The organism is Rubripirellula obstinata (assembly GCF_001642955.1).
GTDB lineage: Bacteria > Planctomycetota > Planctomycetia > Pirellulales > Pirellulaceae > Rubripirellula > Rubripirellula obstinata.
The window spans coordinates 13,158-29,551 of record NZ_LWSK01000070.1; the positions used below are offsets into that span (position 1 = coordinate 13,158).

The 16,394-nt window shown below is 54.4% G+C and carries 14 protein-coding genes; 7 read left to right on the forward strand and 7 right to left on the reverse strand.

Annotated elements, in window-relative coordinates; all coding sequences use genetic code 11:
• Nucleotides 1-30: 30 nt before the first annotated feature.
• The 3 genes from RC85_RS16570 to pncA all read left to right on the forward strand — a co-directional run bounded on the left by RC85_RS16570 (nucleotide 31) and on the right by pncA (nucleotide 2,956).
• Entirely contained in the window at nucleotides 31-1,494 is a 1,464-nt protein-coding gene (locus RC85_RS16570; RefSeq protein WP_068264835.1) for a nicotinate phosphoribosyltransferase, read from the forward strand.
• The gene (locus RC85_RS16575; protein WP_068264837.1) at nucleotides 1,491-2,180 is read left to right on the forward strand and encodes an NUDIX hydrolase; all 690 of its coding nucleotides are present in this window, start codon (nucleotides 1,491-1,493) and stop codon (nucleotides 2,178-2,180) included. Before RC85_RS16570 ends, RC85_RS16575 begins: the two co-directional genes overlap by 4 nt.
• A gap of 176 nt (nucleotides 2,181-2,356) precedes the next feature.
• Nucleotides 2,357-2,956, forward strand: a complete 600-nt coding sequence (gene pncA, locus RC85_RS16580; protein WP_068264839.1) for a bifunctional nicotinamidase/pyrazinamidase — start codon at nucleotides 2,357-2,359, stop codon at nucleotides 2,954-2,956.
• 129 nt (nucleotides 2,957-3,085) lie between these two features.
• Here pncA and RC85_RS16585 read toward each other — a convergent pair whose 3' ends face one another.
• The 5 genes from RC85_RS16585 to RC85_RS16605 all read right to left on the reverse strand — a co-directional run bounded on the left by RC85_RS16585 (nucleotide 3,086) and on the right by RC85_RS16605 (nucleotide 8,419).
• On the reverse strand, nucleotides 3,086-3,922 hold the full coding sequence (locus tag RC85_RS16585; protein WP_068264840.1) for a methyltransferase domain-containing protein: 837 nt from the start codon (nucleotides 3,920-3,922) through the stop codon (nucleotides 3,086-3,088).
• Nucleotides 3,922-5,352 (reverse strand): Gfo/Idh/MocA family protein, encoded by a 1,431-nt coding sequence (locus RC85_RS16590; protein ID WP_068264862.1) that lies wholly within the window; start codon nucleotides 5,350-5,352, stop codon nucleotides 3,922-3,924. Before RC85_RS16590 ends, RC85_RS16585 begins: the two co-directional genes overlap by 1 nt.
• A gap of 325 nt (nucleotides 5,353-5,677) precedes the next feature.
• Nucleotides 5,678-7,303 carry a cation:proton antiporter domain-containing protein gene (locus RC85_RS16595; RefSeq protein WP_068264842.1) on the reverse strand — a complete coding sequence of 542 codons (1,626 nt, stop codon included), beginning with the start codon at nucleotides 7,301-7,303 and terminating at the stop codon, nucleotides 5,678-5,680.
• Between the two features lie 5 nt (nucleotides 7,304-7,308).
• Nucleotides 7,309-8,121, reverse strand: a complete 813-nt coding sequence (locus RC85_RS16600) for a TatD family hydrolase (protein WP_068264844.1) — start codon at nucleotides 8,119-8,121, stop codon at nucleotides 7,309-7,311.
• Nucleotides 8,122-8,164: 43 nt separating this feature from the next.
• Nucleotides 8,165-8,419 carry a hypothetical protein gene (locus RC85_RS16605; protein WP_068264846.1) on the reverse strand — a complete coding sequence of 85 codons (255 nt, stop codon included), beginning with the start codon at nucleotides 8,417-8,419 and terminating at the stop codon, nucleotides 8,165-8,167.
• 99 nt (nucleotides 8,420-8,518) lie between these two features.
• Between RC85_RS16605 and RC85_RS28505 the strand changes: the two genes are divergently transcribed.
• The 3 genes from RC85_RS28505 to RC85_RS16620 all read left to right on the forward strand — a co-directional run bounded on the left by RC85_RS28505 (nucleotide 8,519) and on the right by RC85_RS16620 (nucleotide 11,770).
• Nucleotides 8,519-10,429 carry a HEAT repeat domain-containing protein gene (locus RC85_RS28505; RefSeq protein WP_068264848.1) on the forward strand — a complete coding sequence of 637 codons (1,911 nt, stop codon included), beginning with the start codon at nucleotides 8,519-8,521 and terminating at the stop codon, nucleotides 10,427-10,429.
• 1 nt (nucleotide 10,430) lies between these two features.
• Nucleotides 10,431-10,841, forward strand: a complete 411-nt coding sequence (locus RC85_RS16615) for a hypothetical protein (protein WP_068264850.1) — start codon at nucleotides 10,431-10,433, stop codon at nucleotides 10,839-10,841.
• 236 nt (nucleotides 10,842-11,077) lie between these two features.
• Entirely contained in the window at nucleotides 11,078-11,770 is a 693-nt protein-coding gene (locus RC85_RS16620) for a carbonic anhydrase (protein ID WP_084422753.1), read from the forward strand.
• Between the two features lie 8 nt (nucleotides 11,771-11,778).
• On the opposite strand, the gene RC85_RS16625 is transcribed toward RC85_RS16620, so the two are convergent.
• Nucleotides 11,779-12,894: a GTP-binding protein gene (locus tag RC85_RS16625; RefSeq protein WP_068264854.1), complete on the reverse strand. Its 1,116-nt coding sequence runs from the start codon at nucleotides 12,892-12,894 to the stop codon at nucleotides 11,779-11,781.
• A 202-nt stretch (nucleotides 12,895-13,096) separates the two neighbouring features.
• Nucleotides 13,097-15,292 (reverse strand): DUF4139 domain-containing protein, encoded by a 2,196-nt coding sequence (locus RC85_RS26935; RefSeq protein ID WP_149753002.1) that lies wholly within the window; start codon nucleotides 15,290-15,292, stop codon nucleotides 13,097-13,099.
• Nucleotides 15,293-15,340: 48 nt separating this feature from the next.
• Between RC85_RS26935 and RC85_RS16635 the strand changes: the two genes are divergently transcribed.
• Entirely contained in the window at nucleotides 15,341-16,111 is a 771-nt protein-coding gene (locus RC85_RS16635; RefSeq protein WP_157593948.1) for a hypothetical protein, read from the forward strand.
• Nucleotides 16,112-16,394: the final 283 nt, after the last annotated feature.

The following is a 16,394-nucleotide window of genomic DNA, read 5'->3' on the forward strand; positions in this document are numbered from 1 at the left end:
TGTATAAAATACACTAACAAGGAGAAGCCCATGCTCAACGAGCTCTACCGACCACCGCTTGCGCTGCTAACCGATCTCTACCAACTAACAATGGCCTACGGTTATTGGAAACTTGGTCGCGATAACCAGCAGGCGGTCTTTCACCTCTTTTTTCGCAAACCGCCCTTCAATGGTGGCTACGCAATCGCCGCTGGTTTGGCGCAGGCGATTGAGTACATGCGGGGCTACCGGTTTGACGATTCAGACATCGAGTATCTGGCAAGTTTGACCGGAAACGACGATCAGGCTTTGTTTGATGACGGCTTTCTTGACTACCTGTCCAAGATGAAGCTGCAAGTGGATGTCGATGCGATGCCCGAAGGCACGCTGGCGTTTGGATCGCAGCCGATGTTGCGAATTCGCGGGCCGATTCTGCAGTGCCAACTGTTGGAAACACCGTTGCTGAACATCGTCAACTTTCAAACACTGATCGCAACCAAAGCATCGCGAATCGCGGCATCCGCCGCTGGAGAACCGATCCTTGAATTTGGATTGCGGCGATCACAGGGCATTGATGGTTCGCTATCGGCAAGCCGCGCGGCCCATATCGGTGGTTGCGCCGCGACGTCCAATGTGTTGGCCGGAAAAATGTACGGCATTCCCGTCAAAGGAACTCACGCACACAGTTGGGTGATGTCGTTTGACACCGAAGCGGAAAGTTTCGCCAACTACGCTGACGCGATGCCCAACAACTGCGTCTTTCTGGTCGATACCTACGACACAATCCAAGGTGTCCGTGAAGCGGTAAAAGCTGGGATCCAACTGCGTAATCGAGGCCACGAAATGGTTGGGATCCGTTTGGATTCCGGCGACTTGGCGTACCTCAGTATCGAAGCGCGGCGGATTTTGGATGAAGGCGGTTTTGAAAACGCCGCGATCGTTGCGTCGAACGACTTGGACGAACACATCATCGAAAGCCTGAAAATCCAAGGTGCCAAAATCACCGTCTGGGGCGTCGGCACCAAACTGGCCACCGCGTTCGATCAACCGGCACTCGGCGGCGTTTACAAACTTGGCGCTTTGCAAGACGACCAAGGCAATTGGCAACCCAAAGTCAAATTGTCCGAACAGTTGATCAAAACGTCGATTCCTGGAACCTTGCAAGTCCGTCGTTTCGAGAAAAACGGCCAGATGATCGGCGACATGATTTACGATGAAGACATGGGCGTGAATCCATCGCTCGAAATCGTTGACACCAAAGATCCAACTCGGCGAAAACGCTTTCCCAGCGAAGCCACCGCGTCGGACTTGCTGGTCCCCGTCATGCGTGACGGGGTTCCCACCGGGCCGCCCGAAGAAATTTCAACGATTCGCGAGCGTGCGATCAACCAGCTAACAAGATTGCATCCAACTTCGCGGCGTTTGCTGAATCCACACGAATACCCGGTCGGATTGGATGTCGATTTGAATCGTGTTCGCAACGAAATGATCGATGCGGCTAGGAAGACATCATGAGCCACACGTACCGATATCCCCGACCAGCATTGACGGTTGATATTGTCGTGTTCGGATTGGATGCCGAAGACTTGCAGGTTCTGTTGATCGAGCGAGATGGGAAACCGTTTCGCGGCCAATGGGCTCTGCCGGGCGGTTTCGTCGATGTTGGTGAATCGCCTGACGATGCGGCACGGCGAGAACTGGAAGAGGAGACCGGGCTGAGTGAAATTTTCCTGGAACAGCTTTATACGTTCGGTAATCCTGGCCGTGATCCTCGTGAGCATGTTGTCACGATCGCGCATTATGCTCTCGTGAATCTTAATGAACATGACGTGAAAGCCAGCAGCGACGCTCGCAATGCCGCCTGGTTTTCCATCAACGATCTACCGAAGCTTGCATTCGATCATTCGGAGATCTTAAAAGTGGCGCTCGACCGATTGCGCGCGAAAGTTCGTTACCAGCCAATTGGATTTGAGCTATTGCCCAAGAAGTTTACGCTCCGTCAGTTACAGCATCTTTACGAGCTTATCTTGGACCGCGAATTGGACAAACGAAACTTCCGAAAGAAAGTGTTGGCGACTGAGATCGTCAAAGAAACCAACCAGTTTGAAAAAGACGTCGCGCATCGTGCCGCCAGGTTGTACCGATTCGATCAACGAAAGTACGACCGGATGACAAAGCAAGGTTTCAATTTCGAGGTTTAGGTAAAAGGTTTTAGCGACATAACAACGTAGGCCGGAACAAGCCGCTTCGGCGCAGTTCCGGCAATTGCATTGCTCGGGTTTTGGTTCAGTGTCGGATTGCCGGAACTGCGCCGAAGCGGCTTGTTCCGGCCTACATCAATTTTCAAATCAATCTTCTTTAATCAGGACTTAGCAAATTGATAGCGCTGATCATTATCGACGTTCAGAACGATTTCCTGCCGGGTGGCGCACTGGGTGTTCCGCAGGGCGACGAAGTGATTCCCGTCATCAACCGGCTGATTCCTGAATACTCGATGGTCATCGCGACGGCGGATTGGCATCCGGCGGATCATCAATCGTTCGCCAGCCAACATGCGGTCCGAAAAGTGGGCGACATTGTTCCGCTGGGCGAAACGCAACAAGTCCTCTGGCCAGATCACTGCGTTCAGGGAACACTCGGGTCAGACTTTTCCGACAAGTTGGACACGCAACGAATCAATCATGTCGTTCGCAAAGGAACCAACCGCGATGTGGACAGTTACAGCGGCTTCTTTGACAACGACGGTCGTGGTGCAACAGGCCTGGAAAGTTTGCTGCGAGAATCCGGCATCCAAGAAGTCCACCTGGTCGGCCTAGCCACCGATTACTGCGTCAAGTTTACGGCATTGGATGCGGTGAAATTAGGCTTCCAAACAAAGGTGATCCAGGAAGCGGTACGCGGAGTCGATTTGCAGTCAGGCGATTGCGAGCGAGCGTTCGCCGAAATGCGCGATATCGGTGTTGATATCGTTGCGTAGGCCGGAACAAGCCGCTTCGGCGCAGTTCCGGCAATTACATTGCTCGGGTTTTGGTTCAGTGTCGGATTGCCGGAACTGCGCCGAAGCGGCTTGTTCCGGCCTACTGTTTTGTGTTGCGTTCCACAAAGTTCAGCGGCGAAACAGGATTAAGTCGGCTGACAGGGTGACTTTGATCTCGGTTGTGATCGCGTCTAAGCGTGCTTGCTGCGAATGACGAACGGCGCGGTAGGTCATGGCCATCGCGTCGGCGACCGCGTCGGGTGACAAATCGACTTGATGCTTCCATTGCTTGTGTTCGACGCATTGCAAACCGGCGGACGACATTTCCTCGACCACCATTTCCCAACGACTTCGACGGTGGCCGGATTCCTGAGCCTGTTCACGCAATTCGATCAGATCTTCTTCGCCGGGAACCGCAACGATGCAGGTTCCGTTGTTCGCCAACGCCCGGCCAATTTCTGCGACGGGACGACGGCCAAATAACGAAATTACTTGATCAACACTTTCATCCGCAACTGGCAAGAACCGATCGGCGTTGGCCAGCACCCAAGTCGCATCGGGCCAAGCGCGGGACGCGATTTTGATCGCCTTCTTGGACAGATCGATCCCGCAAAAACTAGACGCTTGATCAGAGAAAAGAGCCCGGCCAAAAGAACCTTCGCCGCAACCCAAATCGATTGTTCGCGGAACGGAACTTGAACCAGGGGCTAACGCTTTGCAAGTCCATGGCTGCAACGCTTCGACCAACCCGCCGTGATGCCCACGCTGCAGCCAACGATGTCTGGCGAGAACGGCGGATTCCGCATCACCTGGTGTTTTGGATTTTCGGTCCTGCGGTTGCAGCAGACTCCAATAGCCTTCTTTGGCTTGATCGAAATGGTGCCCGGAATCACAGGTCAGCCCACGCTCGTTTTGCACCAGCAAATGGGTACAGTTGCGAACCGTACAACGAAGCTGAAACGTCATCAGCTACCGGCCGCTGGGTCTTTTCCGTCGATCCACGGGCCACCGTACTTCATGTAATCAGGCGTCCGTTGCTTGCTGCCGTAATCGCCCGCTTCCCAACCGGGAATATGTTGAACTGGACCACCGGCCTTCGATAACGCTTCCCATCGTGAAGCCCAACCGGGGTCATCGTTGCCAATGTTGCGGTCTTCATCGACAAAGAACACCTTGCCCTTTCGATAGCTTTGGGCACCCAAATTGACGACCGCGATCGCCGCTGCGCCCAGGTCGGGTGGATTGTTGCAAAGCATCGGATCACCAGCCTCGCATGCGTCCAGCCAATTTTCAAAGTGGGCCCGAGTGGTGTCGGCAATCGCCTTGGTCTTGATCCGCTCGGCACTTTGGCGAACGTGGGTCACTGGGCCGCGTTCAGGAACAAAATCGAAACCATCGAACCCTTCGCCGTTGCCAAATTCAAACGTACCGTAGTGACCTCGAATTAACTGATTGATTCGTGACGCTTCGTTACACATCGTAGCCGTGACCATGCCTTGCACGCCCTCGCGAAAATCAGCGACAACCGTGGCCACATCGGGCACACCACGTCCGTCGTACTCCAAGAAAATCCCCCCCGCACCGACAACACGTCCCGGAATTCGCAGCCCGGTCGCTTTCAACATCGACGTGGTGCGATGGACAAACAGATCCGTAAACATGCCGCTGCCAAACGGCCAGAAACGTCGCCATTGGCGATACACTTCACGATCAAACGGCATGTCTTCGGCCAGGTCATGTTCAGTCCCCAGCCAACGTGACCAGTCAATCGTTTTGGGCGTCATCTTGGGATCAAGGCCATAGTATCGCCACTGGCCGACATCCGAATTGCGGAAGTACTCGGTTTGAAAGCCCAACACCTTGCCGAGCTTTCCTTGACGCAGCAACTCGTTGACTTCATCCCAAACCGCCAAGCTTGTTGACTGCACGCCAACCTGCATGACCTTGCCGCTGTCCCGCCATTTCTGTTCCACATCAAACGCCTCTTCGACCGTCTTGGTCATTGGCTTTTCGCAGTAGACATGCAGTCCTGCCGCCAGCGAATCAATGATCTGTTTGTGGTGCCAGTGATCAGGCGTCCCGATGCAAACGGCGTCTAAGTTTTCCTTCTCGATCATCTCGCGATAATCAACATAGCGCCCCGGATCGGTTCCGGTGCTTTCCTTGATGTAGTCAGCGACCATGTCGCGCTGATTCTGATAAACCTCCGCGACGCCGACCAAATCAATCGCGCGTCCCGCCGATCGAAGATCACACAGTTTTTTCACGTGCGCACCAAATCCGCGTCCGCCTGGTCCAATGAACCCGATGCGAAGACGCGAATTGCTGCCGGCGACATTGTCGGCTGCTTGGGCGCTGGTGGAATGCCCACCGCTTGCGAAACTGCCCGCGGCCATTCCACCAACCGCCGTGGCTGCGATCGCGGTTGAGGCCAAGAAGTCACGTCGTGCGGGCTGAGATTTCAGATCGCCAGTAGAGTCACGGGTAAAATCGTTGGATCGCTGCGGAGACATAGAACTTCTATCGATGGGTACACTGAGCAATTAACATTCGACCATTTCATTGTATCCGAAAGTTTTGTAGGTCGTAGCGAGTGAAGCGAGTTACCGCATTTTTTGCAGGCCCGCCGTAACTCGCTTCGCTCGCTACGGCCTACTTTGGGGCCTCCAACCGATTGGCTTGCCTGTCCCCTGTAGGCGTTCTGCATGCGTTGGTGCGGCGTTATGCATTTCCCGCCGAGATGTCATCCAATGCTCGCATCAGCGCCAGCGATGCTTCGGTTTCTTCGGCCACGACGCGATCACCGCCTAGACCACTAAGCGAGCGGACGTTGGCCTGATATCGACAGCGAACGATCAACTTCCCCTTTCGATTCATCTTGCGAATCGAACGCACGACTTGGGTTGCCGTTTCATCATTGGGAACACAGACAACGACAAGCCGACAATCATGCACATCGGCCAATTGCAGAATGTCTGATTCGCTGGCGTCACCGGTCACGGTGCGAAAACCTTCGGCTGCGAACGGATGCAGATTGATCGGACTTAGATCGACCAAACAAACATCCATCCCACTGGTTTCCAACTGCGAAGCAAGCCGCCGGCCGATCATTCCCGCGCCGATGATCGCTGCCTTGTTGCTGTGTTGTGACGACTCGCCCAGGTCACGAAGCGGTTCTTCGGCCAGTTCATCGTCTTTGATTAATCGCAATCCAGCCTTCATCAACATCGGGGTTAGAATCAACGACCCGACCGCGATCGCAACGACTCGCTGGTAATTCAGTTCGCTAATCACGCCGGATTCTTGCCCCAGCAAAACCAGAACGAATGCGAACTCGCCAATGTGGGCCAGCCCAATTCCCATCCCAAGTGATCTTCCCCACGTCAGCCCCGTCAACTTTAACGCAATGGTCGCAGCAAAAGCCTTCAACACAATCACGCAGACAATCGCACCGCCCATCAACAGCGGTTGATCCCAAAACAGTCGCGGATCAAAGATCAGCCCCAAACCAACAAAGAATACTGCGGCAAAGGTTTCACGAAACGGCAACACCAGTGCATCGATCTGTTTCGTCCAGCGGTTCCCGTTGAAAATCAGCCCGGCGGCGAAAGCACCTACCGCCGGCGGCAAGCCAACGCGGTAGGCCGCCAGCGTCACGCAGCCGAGCGACACGATCGTGAACAAAATCACTAGTTCGGGACTGCGGTAACTAGCCAGTTTTGGGATCAGCCATTTTGAAAGTGCTTGACGCAGTGACAAGACGGCGACAACAAACAAAATCGACGTTCCAGCGAGCACCAAGTAATCAACCAGGCCGGGCGTTTCACCGCTTCCCGTCAACAGTGGAACCATCAACAACAAAGGCACCAACGCTGCGTCTTGGAACAGCAAGATGCCAATCGCACGTCGGCCGTGTGGTTTTTCGGCCAAGCCCCACTGGGACATTGCCTTGAACACAAGCACCGTTGAACTGAACGCAACCGCAGCCCCGATCAAAGCGGCCGATTGCATCGACATCGAAACGTAAACCAACGCAGCGGTAACCGGCACGGCCACCAGCGCCATCTGCACCGCACCGCCGATGACCAAGTTTTTCCCCAGTCGTTTTAGATCGTCGAGCGAAAATTCCAGCCCGATCGAAAACAACAACAAGAACACACCGGCTTCGGCAAAGTGTTCCAATTGATGGCCTTCATCAAGCACCCACCCCAGCACTCCGTGGCCAAGCAACGCCCCGACCACCAAGTATCCGATCAACACGGACGCTTGCAGCCATCGACAAACCAGCCCCGCGATCAAACCGGCCGACAGGATAATCAGCAGGTCTTGGATCAAAGTCTGAGTCATTGGAATCAATCACGTGGCTGGAAACGGAAATTCTTACTCTGCGAAAAGAACTCGATCGGGTTGTCGTAGACGACTTTGCGGATCAGAGATTCGCTATGCCCGCGCCGCCGAAGTTCAAAAATCAAATCAGGAACAGCCGTCGGCTTGCTTGGCCCCCAATCACCAGCCGAATTCGCCAACAACCGCTCGCCGCCGAAGCGTTCGATCATGTCGGCCGCTCGCTCGGGCGTACACTTGGTCACCGGATACAACGTCATGCCTGCCCAAAACCCACGGTCGATCACTTCATCGATCGTGTGCTCTTCCACATGATCGACCAACACTCGACCACGATCGATCCTGGAATCACTTTCCAGCATATCCAAAATCATCCGAGTGCCTTGATACTTGTCTTCCAAGTGAGGCGTATGAATCAAGATTGATTGGTCATGTTCGATCGCCAACTGCAAATGTTCTAAGAAGATGGTCGCTTCGTTAGGCGTATTTTTGTTCAGCCCAATTTCGCCGATGCCAAGCACATTTTCGCATTTCAGGAACTCTGGAATCATCGCGATCACTTCGCGCGACAGTTCGACATTCTCGGCCTCTTTCGCATTGATGCAGAGCCAAGTGAAATGCTGGATCCCGTACTGGGCCGCACGGCGAGGTTCAACGTCGGTCAACTGTCCAAAGTAATCACGAAACCCATCGACACTTCCACGATCAAACCCAGCCCAAAAAGCCGGTTCGCTGATCGCGACGCATCCCATCCTCGCAAGCGTCGCGTAATCGTCGGTGATCCGCGAAACCATGTGAATGTGTGGGTCGATGTAGTCCATGAATACGATTCTGTGGGGGAAAGGAAATTGTTAAGCAGCGAGTTTAAAGATTCATTTCCTTCCGCCAATCGGGATCGAATTCACGCGAAAACAAATGCTGCAGCCGCTCGGCTCGATCGGTGCCCGAACTCGCACAGATGGCAATCGCTTGATCGATTTTCCCTCGCAAATCCGCTGCGTCGCTCGACAGTTCGTCGCCAGCTCGCTCGATCCGATCCAACGTCGCGGCGACTTCCAACAATTTGGCTCGCACGTCTAAAAACGATTCCAGGAAAATTTCATTGGGGCTGCGTGTCATCGGATGATTGCCATTGGGACCGTTCTTGAATGGGCTCGAGTGTGATTTGATCGCGAGCCTTGCAGTGGATTATACGGGACGAGCGGTTGATATCCGATAGTGGTCAAAGGCCACCTCACATGGACGCCGCACGCAACGACCGACGCCGCCGATTATTCGGCTGGTTCCGGTTTTGATGGTCGCAAGCCGCTAGCCTGGGGCGAAGTGGTCAAATTGAATGCGGCAATCCAGTGTCGGGTCGCTGATACGTCCTACATTTTCAACAGCTCGACAAGGCCATCACTCCGGTTTCACACTGAAATTGAATTCATGCACGGACTTTCTCTCACCTACCAAACACTCGCGAAATCACGCAACCAAGCGGCATTGGATGTGTTGGTTGCTGCGATCGATTCGGCAAACCCGTCGCTGGTCAACATGGCAGTTTCGGCCATTGTTCAAAGACCAGATCCGGGACCAGATCAGGCGATCGAGCAAGCTGTTGCGCAAGATGCTGAACAGCACCCGTGCTCGGCCGCGTCCCAAGAAGTCCTAAAACGTTGGAACAAACTTAGCAAAAAAGAAATCGCCATCCTGCGAACAGCTTCGCCTTGGATGGATTCCGCTGTCCTGTCCACGTTGCAACAAGGTTCGGGTGAAGCCGAGTTTGCGATCCAGGCGGCGCGAGACCTTGACATGACGACGGCCATTGAGCCAATGGTTTTGCTGGCCGAATCCAGTGGATCTAGAATCGTCCGCAAAGCCGCAACCGAAGCAGTGTTGGAAATGGTTGTACCGCTTGGCCGGGCTGCTCGCGAAGACAAATCAAGCCCACCGCTTCGCAACGCAGTTCTATCCTGCTTGGCCAAGTCGATGGACCGATTCACGATCCATCGCAACGAATTGCTCGCCGAAGCGTTCCTTTGCGTGACAACCAATGGCGACGGAGACCTGCGACGAATCATCAGTGACAGAATCGCTGGTGACAGAACCACTGGTGACAGAACCACTGGTAACCGCGGAACCGCGTTTGATCTGATTTGCGACCGATTTCAAAACAGCGAACATCCGGCCGTGATCGACTTGCTGGCTTCGTATATTCGTCGGCGCAATCCCGATGCTCGCATCATCAAGTTGATGCGGAACCGAACGGACGAAGCGTTTCGGGACGCGATCCTAGACAAAATCGGATCATTGCCGACCGCCAACATTCTGAAGAACTTAAAAGACTTAAAAGAACTGGGGATTCCATCCAGTTGCAAATCAGCCGTTGACCTGATGCCGAAATTAACGCCCCAGCGCAGGGGTGCGTTGGTTCATGTTCATGTTGCGGCCAACACGGACACGATCGAGACCATGCAAGCGATCGTTTCAGCCATTCAATTGGGTGGCCCTGATTGCGAAGCCGTGGCGGCAAAAGGACTTTCAAGCTGCAAAGTTTTGGACATCGATTTTTGGATGCGAGCTGCCGTGCCGGTCGCTGAAAACGACGTCGAAGAAATCGCCAGCGATGAAAACGCTCAACTGCTACAAGACCTGATCGACCTGTTAGATCATTCCGATGCTGGAATTGTCGATGGCGTTCGACATGTGCTGTCGCCGATGCACGCCGCGGCGATGTTGCCACGCATGGCTAAATTGCGAGCCCGAAGCCGACGACGTATCGGACGCGTTGTGATGATGATCGACGCCAATGCGATCGAGCGAGTTCGCGACGCACTGCGTCATCCGGTGTTGGAACGCCGCGTCGAAGCGATCGCGATGGCCGACTCGTTGGCCCTGGTCGACTTGCTGTCAGATTCCTTTTCGCACATTTCCAGCGAAGACCATCAGCAAGCTCGAATTTGCGCGGCCGAAGCAATGGGCGAAGCATCGGGGACCGAAACCCTACAGTTGCTAGAATCGATGGTGCAGATGCCAGTCAGTCCCGTTCGCGATGCTGCGGCGTTGGCACTGGAAAAACGAGAAAAGCAAAACGACAAAAGAAAAAGCAAACGATTCTCCAGACCGTCAAACGCAGGTACACGCTAACATGAACTTGATGACTCACTTTGTGTTCGCAGAAACGTCCATCGCTGATGTCAGTCTTGGATATCGTGAAGAAGTCGTTGCGGGCGGCGTTCCCATGTGGATCTACGCCGCAGTCGCCATCGCCTTTATTGCAATCGGCGCGGCGGTCTACGCGTGGATCAATCGAACGCCAACGATCTTGAACACGCCGCTTGGCATGCTGCATGAACTTTGCAAAGCCCATCGCGTCAATCGACGTGGTCGTCGCTTGCTGGAACAAATGGCCGAAGCTGCGTCGCTGGATCACCCGGCGATTCTGTTCGCCGGTCCCGAGCACTTGGAAAGCTGCATCAAGCAAACCCAGGGCCGCATCGATTACAAAACCGAGCATGCATCTACGCTGGGTATCCTGCGCAGAAAGTTGTACGGATAAATTGCCCGTAGCTGATCCCGCCAGGGTTCAGTCGAGCTCGACCCGATCGTGGACTGAACCCTGGCGGGATCAGCTACGGTTTAGAAGCGTCGCTCCGGACCTACGAAAAACGCAGGTGCTCTGTTGATCAGTGGGAGCGGCTTGCAGAACAGGTTTGCAATTATTAGTTTTGTCGCTGGGACAAAACAAGCGAAGCAGCCCAACGTTCAGACCCCACGCCCTACGAAGTCAAGAAGATGTCATTTAGGACCACCGTTTCAGCCTTCATTGTTTTCAGTTGCTCAGCAGTTTGCCTTGGCGAAGAACCGAAAACGCCTAGTCCTGTGCAAAATGTTGATGCAGTCGAAGCATTGAAGCGGATTCAGGAGGGCAATGCGAGATTCGCCGCCGGAGAGTCAAAGCACCCGCACGAAACGAAGGTCTGGAGAGCTTCGTTGGAAGCAGACCAGCATCCTTTTGCCGTGGTTTTGGGTTGTGCCGATTCGCGTGTGTCGCCGGGGATTGTCCTGGATCAGGGACTTGGCGACCTCTTCGTGGTTCGCGTCGCGGGCAATGTGGTGGACACCAATGTTACAGCCAGCGTCGAGTATGCGATTGACCACCTGAACACTCAGTTGATCCTGATTATGGGGCACACGCATTGTGGTGCCGTCACTGCAACGTATGACTACCTTGCTGACGTCGAGGGCGAACCGGCGGAAGTTGTGTCACTGCTTTACCGCATCGAACCGGCGTTCACGGGGCTGCCCGATGATCTTCCGCGGCAACAACAAATTGACTTGGCGATCTCACGCAACGTTCGGCTTTCGGTTCGGCGATTGTCGCGTGTTCCTGACCTGCGCCGAAGGATCAATTCTGGCAAAATCAAAATCGTCGGCGCTGTCTATGACATGCACACGGGAAAGCTGCAGATTTTAGACGACCAATGATGGACATATCATGCCGACGTGACGCGGTGAGTTGGCGTGGGGCGGCCAGGGCGAAGCGAATGAGCGGTGATGTTCGCTGCTTCAGCCGAATGGTCAGACGCAGTTTTGTGAACCGACGCAGTGCAAATCGATTCTAGCTCGACCGGGTCCATCGCGACGCGAGCGTTAACTACGACTTGCATCGGAGTTGATGCGGAGCGTCCCGATGAAAGACCTAGATCGACCGGTGAATCGTTGCTGACCACGTTTGCGATTGCTTGCGTGTCGTCGGCGATTAGCGAAGCCTTCAGGTGAGCGATGCTGGCGTCGTCGATCGACCGAATTGATTCAGCAATATCACCGACCAACGACGTAACGCATTCGTCCAGGTTGATTTCAGAATTGGCAGTCAGCGTTGCGGTTAAGTTGACCCACCCCAATTCGGCTTCGCCGTCGGCGTAGGTGTCGTAATCGATTTCCAGCAGCCGACGGCCGGCGATCATCGGGGATTCGATGTAACCGAGCACTTCATCGACTCCTTGGCCGGTCTTGGGGCTGACCAAAACCACGGGCACGTCGGGTGCCACACCATTCAATTGCTGCCTCAGCGACTCGGCCTCTGCATCGGTCAACTGATCGGCCCGCCCGATCATCAAGTAGTCCGCTTCTTCGAGCTGTTTGCGAAAGATGTATTCAGCTTGGGGCGAGAATCCACTGCGAGCGGAATCGCTGTCGGATTGATTGAGGATTCGCTTGCCGTGCGAAGGTTTTAGCAGGACTCCGAACGGAGCCAATTCAAACTGATCGCCCAAAATTTGCTGCAGCGGCAAAACGACGGTCGCGACCAGATCAGTGCAACTGCCAACCGGTTCAGCGATGATCACATCAGGCGTTTTACCCTGGCCTAGTTTACCAGCGGTTTCCACCAAGTCATCGAAGCTGCAACAGAAACAGGCCCCGGCAACTTCGCCGACATCAAACCCTTGCGAGCGCAGGTTCAACGTATCGACGAGGTCAGCGGCCTGATCATTAGTGATGATCGCCACGGTTTTGCCGTCAGCAATGTAACGCTGCGCCAGTTGTCCAATCAGAGTGGTTTTGCCAGCGCCAAGGAATCCGCCAAGCAGGATGAATCGTGTTTTCATGGATCGATAATCGTGAACAATGATGGGAAGGAAAAGCAAAAGTAGGCCGTAGCGAGAGAAGCGAGTTACGGCAGGGCGAGTTACGGCAGGGCTGCACAATGCCGTAACTCGCTCTACTCGCTACGGCCTACCATAACGCTTGTTGCGTTTTTATTCTAACTGTTTCAAGTCTCTAAATCTTTTTCCAGCAGTGAGCGGACCACTAGAACATCCCGCCCTGCATCGTGTTTTGTTGACGTTGGATTTTAGTTTTCCCCGAAGGGGTTCGGTTGATGCCCAGGGCTTGCTCGACCGCTTTGAGGCTATCGATTAATTCCGCCTGCGATTGCATTACGCCATCGCGTTTCGTTTCCAGTTCGATCAGTCGGCTCTCGTAGCGTTTTAGCAGTTCGGCCGACAATCCATTTCCCTGCCCAACGGTTGGTCGAAGCAATTGAGTGATGCGCTGAATTTCTTTGGTCGCTTGTTCTTTGTTGGCAACGGCTTGTTTTATCTGGGCGGTTAGATCGGTACGATCGGTTTGCTGTTGCAGGATTTCCTTAAGCGAGTCACGAATGTCTTGGTCGATCGAATCGTCACCGATCAGCTCTTCCAATTGGACCGCACTGATATCAGAAAATTGGCGGATGTGTTTGACGAGTCGTTGTTCGACAACATCACGCTGCACCGTCGCACTGGCAGGGACCGTTTCTTTGAAACGTATCGCGTCTTCGGTCGGTTCGGTATCGCTGTCATCGCCCAGGACCACTTCGGTCGGTTCCGTCGGCCTTGGATGTTCTAACAGAATCGTTTTTGGATCGACGTCGCGGTTGTTGATCCGATACGAGATCGTTGCCGTCGTTAGCGTTTCGTATTTCATTTGATGCTTGTTGGCGAACAGTTCCACGTTCTTGTTAACGCTGCTTCGCTGGATCGGCAAACGTCGTACTCGGACCGCTTGGTCGGTGGCAAACGGGATCAGGCGATCAATTCCGGGCGTGATCGCAGGCATGATTGCTTCGCCGCCGTAATTGGTGTCTCCGGCGTAGACGGTCAACGGTCCGGCCGGCAGTACGTAGGCAACGTCGGGCCGAATTTTGAGTGACAACATCGGTTGGCTGTCGTTGTCTTTCGCTCGGTAGACTGAAACGATTTCACCGTTGACTTTTCCGATCGGCGTGTCGAGCAGGATCATTTTCCCGGCCGGCAAATCAACCTTGTCGAAGGTGACAACCAAGGCTGCCCCGGCGGCTTGATCGGTTGAATTACCGGCCTTCGACGAACCGAGTAAGTTGAGATTTGTCTTGGTGTTCGTGGAACTTCGCCGTGGCTTACCGCTTCCGCCCATCATGCCGCCCATTCCACCGCCGCCAAGCCCGCCTCCACCGCCGCCGACTTTGTCTGAAAATGGATCGCCACCGCTACCGCCAAACGGATCGGACTCGCCGCCGAAGGTCATGTTCATGATGTCAAGATCTTCCGCGGACGCATCAGAGTCCATGGCCCAGGCGTTGGATTCGGCTAGCGTGGGAGCGACTCGCAGCGAGGGCAGCGGGCGAGCGATCGTTTGCCGGTTGGCACGGACGATGGAAGCAACATCCATGTCAAAGTTCATCGGGCGGCCGGTTTTAAGAATCACACGAACGTCGTTCCAATCTTCGCTGGTCGTGTTGTCCACGGTCGCGCGAAGAAGAAACTCGTCCACGGTCGTCAAATAGCTGACCTTCCAGATCGGCATTTCTCGCAACAAATGCACCTGCACCTTTCGCTGCTTGCCCGCGTCGAATCGAATCGAAACTTCGGTGGTCTCGACGCTATCGTCGGCGATCAAGCGATCGAGCGCCATGTTGAGTCGATCGTTGAACGCTTGGTCATCGGTCGCGATGTGGTGAATGCTGGACAGCGGAAGGCTGCGAAGTCCCGCGTCCGTCGCGATTGTGATGTGTTCGTATTCAACTTTTTGTTTGTCGACGAACTCGGTGCGTAATTCCAATGCGACCAAACGCCCCTGGATGGTTTCATCGAGTTGATCGACCGCCGATACAGTTTGCCCTCGCATCGATAGCAACAGATCGGCGAGCGTGCTTGTGCTGGGCAAGGTGGTTCGCGGGGTTTGCGGATCAGGTTTGCTGGGCATCGTGACGCGTCCCTTTGATTCGGGATCCAGCACGATCGCATGACGGACAATGTCGCTGACTTCGTCGCTGCGAACCGGAATGGTGAACTCCGTTTCCTGCTGGACCGTTGCCTGGTAAACGAAGTAGCCCTTGCCCGTGGAATGCAGCCAAACTTCTTGCAATTTCAGTTGGCCGGTCTTTGGCGGAGAGTCGGTTGCGTTGTCTGCGTAAACCTTGCTTGGATGACTGATGCAAACGATCAGCGAAATTAGAAGTAGACTGTAGGTTCGTTTATCGATCACGTTAATTTCCTCGCGACAAGGTTCGTTTCCATGCATACCGCACATCGCATGGCTGTCTCTATCGTACTAGCTGGCATCGCGCGGCGTGCGATAATCGTCGTCTTCTGCATGGCTGTTTGCGGCACGGTTTCCGGCCAGGCGGTCCCGTCATGGCCCATTGATCCGCTGATGACTGCGAACGATGAGTCGCGAATCCTGGATTTGCTGGGCCAAAGGATCACGCCACCGGCTTACGGAATGCCGCTTCGTTCGTTGGTCGAAACGCTGCCTACTGAGATTCCCATCGCGATTAACTCGCGCGCGTTGGATGAAATTGGAATGTCGGCGGACGAGCCAATTGAAGTTCGGCTGAACCGGCCTGCACCGTTGATGGTGCATCTGATGTCAGTTTTGCAGACGATGGATCTGACGATTTTATTGAGAAACAATGCGTTGACGATCACAACCAACGAGCAATTGGAGCAGTGCTATCCGGTCCGTGTTTATGACGTCACGGCGCTGACAAATCAGTCGCGTCGCTATCAGGTTCAGCAGTTACGGGAAGTCATTGAAGTTAGCATTGCCCCCGATAGTTGGGAGCAGCTCGGTGGGCCTGGCGTCATTGCCACGCGGCTGAGCCTCAATCAAACGTGCTTGGTGATCGCCAACTCGACGGTGAACCATTTGCAAATTGACACGCTTCTGAATCGGTTGGCCGGCGATCGCAATTATCGACCGATTTCGAGGATGGATTCGCAGGGAAGATCGCGAGAGATGGACCAACCAATCAGTGAATTGCGGACTGAGGTAAAGAAGCTCGTCAACTTTGCCAATCCTTGATCAGGCGACTTTGATCAGGCGATTTTGGCTGCTCGCTTCGTTCGGGGCATTTCGCAGCGCCGTGAAGTGCTTCTAAACCGTTTAACCGCGTGGGCAACTCCTGGGCTGATGAAAATGTGTCGTTGTCAAATTCTAGCGACCCTTAAAAGTAGGCCGTAGCGAGCCATAGCGAGTTACGGCGGTGCGCACATTGCCGTAACTCGCTATGGCTCGCTACGGCCTACACGCTGGCGATCAGGGAAATGTGCCGTTGCCACAATGCTTCACAGCGCTGCAGTTTGTG

Coding starts and splice junctions, on each gene's coding strand:
- RC85_RS16570 (WP_068264835.1), top strand. CDS start 31: ATGCTCAACGAGCTCTACCGACCACCGCTTGCGCTGCTAACCGATCTC.
- RC85_RS16575 (WP_068264837.1), top strand. CDS start 1,491: ATGAGCCACACGTACCGATATCCCCGACCAGCATTGACGGTTGATATT.
- RC85_RS16585 (WP_068264840.1), bottom strand. CDS start 3,922: ATGACGTTTCAGCTTCGTTGTACGGTTCGCAACTGTACCCATTTGCTG.
- RC85_RS16590 (WP_068264862.1), bottom strand. CDS start 5,352: ATGGCCGCGGGCAGTTTCGCAAGCGGTGGGCATTCCACCAGCGCCCAA.
- RC85_RS16595 (WP_068264842.1), bottom strand. CDS start 7,303: ATGACTCAGACTTTGATCCAAGACCTGCTGATTATCCTGTCGGCCGGT.
- RC85_RS16600 (WP_068264844.1), bottom strand. CDS start 8,121: ATGGACTACATCGACCCACACATTCACATGGTTTCGCGGATCACCGAC.
- RC85_RS16605 (WP_068264846.1), bottom strand. CDS start 8,419: ATGACACGCAGCCCCAATGAAATTTTCCTGGAATCGTTTTTAGACGTG.
- RC85_RS16615 (WP_068264850.1), top strand. CDS start 10,431: ATGAACTTGATGACTCACTTTGTGTTCGCAGAAACGTCCATCGCTGAT.
- RC85_RS16620 (WP_084422753.1), top strand. CDS start 11,078: ATGTCATTTAGGACCACCGTTTCAGCCTTCATTGTTTTCAGTTGCTCA.
- RC85_RS16625 (WP_068264854.1), bottom strand. CDS start 12,894: ATGAAAACACGATTCATCCTGCTTGGCGGATTCCTTGGCGCTGGCAAA.
- RC85_RS16635 (WP_157593948.1), top strand. CDS start 15,341: ATGGCTGTCTCTATCGTACTAGCTGGCATCGCGCGGCGTGCGATAATC.